Annotated in this window: 3 protein-coding genes and 1 pseudogene; all 4 read right to left on the bottom strand. The window is 59.1% G+C overall.

Going from position 1 to position 3,776, the window contains the following annotated elements; all coding sequences use genetic code 11:
• On the bottom strand, nt 1-812 hold an 812-nt coding region (gene panC, locus EOA86_RS26175; protein WP_128344344.1), incomplete at its 3' end, for a pantoate--beta-alanine ligase.
• A pseudogene (locus EOA86_RS26180) lies at nt 809-1,045 on the bottom strand (3-methyl-2-oxobutanoate hydroxymethyltransferase); the annotation flags it as partial. The pseudogene EOA86_RS26180 and the gene panC, both read right to left, overlap by 4 nt.
• 22 nt (nt 1,046-1,067) lie before the next feature.
• Nucleotides 1,068-2,435: an MmgE/PrpD family protein gene (locus EOA86_RS26185; protein ID WP_128344346.1), complete on the bottom strand. Its 1,368-nt coding sequence runs from the start codon at nt 2,433-2,435 to the stop codon at nt 1,068-1,070.
• Nucleotides 2,436-2,885: 450 nt separating this feature from the next.
• Nucleotides 2,886-3,776, bottom strand: an 891-nt coding sequence (locus EOA86_RS26190; protein WP_128344348.1) for an extracellular solute-binding protein, incomplete at its 5' end; no start/stop codon positions are given.

A 3,776-nucleotide genomic window follows, 5' to 3' on the forward strand; every position in this document is an offset into this window, starting at 1 on the left:
TCTCCGAGCCATGCGGCCGCCAGCAGTCGCGCCGGCCTGTCGAAGACCTCCAGCGGTTTCAGATCGTCTTCCGCCCGCAGTTCCAGATATTCGGCGTTCCTGTAGCCTGCTTCGAGTATTGCGGCCCGTGCTTCCGCAAGCACCGCGCTGACAGGCCTTCCGTCGACAATTCGCGCGGCTGAGGCGAACAGGATCGAAGCAAGCCTGGGCGCTGCCTGACGTTCCTCCGGCGTGAGCCGCACGTTGCGAGAGGAGAGCGCAAGTCCATCGGACTCGCGCACCGTCGGGCATGCAGCGATCTCGATCGGGATGTCCAGATCTCGGGCCATGCGCCGCACGACGTGCAGCTGCTGAAAGTCCTTCTCGCCGAAGAAAGCGAGATCGGCCGCGGTCTGCAGGAAGAGCTTTGCGACCACCGTCGCCACGCCGTCGAAATGGCCCGGCCGGAAGGCTCCACAAAGACCCTCGCTGACGCCGCTGACCGTGACGGCAGTGGCGAAACCGTCCGGGTAGATCTCCCCGGCATCGGGTGTGTAGAGAATGTGCGCGCCCAGCGGCGCGAGCTTCTCCGCGTCCACCTCTTCCGTGCGCGGATAGGCGGCAAGGTCGGCGGCGCTGTTGAACTGCCTCGGATTGACGAAGAGCGTGACGATCACTCGTTCGGCCTTGGCCAGCGCCGCGCGCACGAGGCTGAGATGCCCTTCGTGCAAGGCGCCCATCGTCGGCACCACGCCAACCCTGGCGCCCTCGCGGCGCCATTCGGCGACCGTCGCACGGAGCTCGGCCACGGTCCTCACGATCGGCACGCTCACGCTGCTTCTCCGTCCTTGACGCTGCTTGTACCGACACTCTTTGGGACATCGGCGAAAACGTGCTCCGCGGCAGGAAAGCGCCGTCCGCGCACCTCATTCGCATAGGCTGCGATCGCTGCTTCCGCTTGATCGCCAAGATCCGCGTAGCGCTTGACGAATTTCGGCCTGAACGCGGTGAAGTGCCCGAGCATGTCGTCGGTCACCAGGATCTGGCCGTCGGTGCGAAGTCCAACACCGAAAACGACGCCAGGCCGATTATTTCAGCAAAACAGCGACTACATCCGTCTGAGTTTCGAGCTGTTGGAGTACAGTTAACAAACCGCTTGGTTCAACTGGTGTAGATGCTTGCATGATACATTCATTGAACTTGGCTTCGACGTCCGCCCATTTCGGCGGCCCGTTAATTCCACGCTGCGTGATGCGACGCCCATCTTTGAAGATAACCTCGACATCGACAGTGTCGGCAATCGTCTCGTCTGGGAGTCGCATCTCGATCCGTCGCATATACTGGCGGAGGCTCTCCGACGCGAGTAAGTCCGAGTTGAAATGCTCCATTTTCAGCGAGCCGTGAAGCATGGCAACGGCCACGGTGAAGTTCATGCTGAATCTGGCCTCGGTTGGTGTCTGCGGCTCCGGGCATTGCAGGTCTTTCATCGACATCTCGGTCGGGACATAGCAGATGATTCTGTCGACCTCCTGGATTTCAAAATCAGGAAGATTTCGAATCGTGATCATTGCATCGATGCAGGTATGCGCCACCTGGCAGCAGGGAAAAAGCTTCACCTTCAGACCGGGGCTTATAAGTTCAAAGTGCTCACCCGCCAGCGGCGGAAGCGCGGAACCCTGCGTATTTGTTGTCGAAATATCGACATCGCGGTGACGGCCGCCTGTGAAGGCGTTAGCTAGTCCGTACTGTCCCGCAAGAATGTCCCTTCCGGCCGTGAATTGCTTTTCCGCCAGCGCAGCCGCGATATAGCCGCCTCTTGCCGCGAGGCCAGAGTGTAGTGGCTTCACCATCGTGCCGCTGTTGCTGAGAATGCCGCAAGCGTGTGAACAGGCGATCGCTAGCGCACGCTCACATCCCAAGGCATCAAGGCCCCGGAGCGCCGCACAGGCTGTCGCAGCACCAAGAAGTCCGACCGTCGATATTGTGTGCCAGCCTTGACCTTTATGGTCTAACCTGAAGGACTTGCCTACTTTGCAGGTGACCTCCATTCCTTTGATATAGGCAAGAATGAAATCAAAGCCTCGCAGGATTCTTCCGTGATTCGCAGATAAATCGGAAGCCGTCACGAGTAGGGCGGCTACGATAGGCGCGCTGGGATGGCCCGGCATTGACACGCTTGTGTCGTCAAAGTCTAGCTCATGGGCAGCTGTTCCGAGCAACTCGGCTGCGGCATCCATGGTCTTGGCGTATCCCCAGCCCGGTACGGGAACGTCTTTGGGCGTGCCTGCCCAATAGTTCGCTTCTGCCAGTATCCTTATAGTTTTCGAACTGCTTCCCGCGAAGATGCAGGCCAGAGTGTCTGCGATATGGAGCTTCGCTTGCTGAATGACATCCTTCGGAGGAAGGCGAGAGTCCGCCGTATATTGGGCGATCAGTTCAGCTGTCGAATTCGTCATCTCAAAAATTCTCCGTCCTTTAAGAGCTCTTTGCGTGCCGCGGCCCCTACATGCTGAAACGCGCGGCGCGCATTTGTCGTAGTGTTCGCACCGGCGAACTGCATCGTGCCTAGCGGCGTCTCGCCTGAAACAGCCGGTGGCTGCCCGAGAGAAAGAATTCGCGCCGCGACCCGGCCCCGCACAAGCGCGCTCTGTGCGACAATGCGATGCACGATGTACTCGGCTCTTCCTTGCAGTGCGCCTAGCGCGGCAGGCAGCGTGAGGTCCTGATGGGTTAGGACCTCACGTTGCCCACCGAGCCGTTCAACAGGTTTGCAGTTCCATGGAAGGCTGAGTAGGAAGGGCCATCGGGCCGCTCGCACATCTCCTACGGCTTGCCCATTTTGTTGGACCCGGTCCTCTCAATCAATACCACGCGATCGGCCAGGATCATGGCCCCTTGCACCAGGGTTAGCGCTCAACCTCGCGGTTCCATCGCTTGGTCCAATCTTCACGCTGCTTGTTCACTGCCAGCCAGTCGGTGGGCACCAGCTTTTTCACCTGATCAAGGCCATAAATCACCTTGGCCGCGAGTTCAGGTTCGAGTTTAACCTTGCTGTTGGTGGGGCCGTACCCAGCTGACTCGGCCATAGCAACCTGCCCCTCGGGAGAGAGGAGAGACTCTATCAGGAACCGCTCGGCCAACTCTTGTTGCGGTGCGCCCTTTACGACGCATGCAGCGGTCATAGCCTGTTCGGCGCCTTCTTTTAGAACCGCGAACTTAACCGGCGCACCCTGATCGGCAAGGTACATCGTACGCGTATCGCTCCACACGGCTAGCGCAGCTTCGCCGGTCTGCAGCATCTGCGACACGTTTGAATTGTTACCCTCCCAAGCGAATACATTTGACGCAATTTTTTCCGAAAACGCCTTGAAACCGGGTTCGATGTTCGCTTCGCTGCCGCCATTGGCCTTTGCAACCATCACCAAAGCCTCGACGCCGAACCCGGCGAACGGGCCAATCGTGACTTTGCCCTTGTATTTGCTGTCGCCCAAATCATTCCAGGACGTTGGGGCATCCCAGCCGTTCTTGGCAAAGACTTCCGTGTTGTAGGCCAAACCGGTCGCATAAAAACCGGTGCCGATGGCCGTGCCACCATCCATTCGGGCGGGCGGATAGATATCATTTATCACCGGGTCCTGGGGCAATGGCGCGCACAGATCCAGATCAATCGCCTGGAGCATAACGCTGCTGTCGATCCACAGGAGCGAAAGGTCCTGATTGCCTTTTTGAGCGATCACCTTGGCCAGCGTGTCGCTCGAACTGGCGGGTACGTAGACGACATTGGCGCCTGTTCTAGA

The sequence above is a fragment of the Mesorhizobium sp. M5C.F.Ca.IN.020.32.2.1 genome, assembly GCF_004023105.1.
Lineage (GTDB): Bacteria > Pseudomonadota > Alphaproteobacteria > Rhizobiales > Rhizobiaceae > Mesorhizobium > Mesorhizobium wenxiniae.

Coding starts and splice junctions, on each gene's coding strand:
- EOA86_RS26185 (WP_128344346.1), bottom strand. CDS start 2,435: ATGACGAATTCGACAGCTGAACTGATCGCCCAATATACGGCGGACTCT.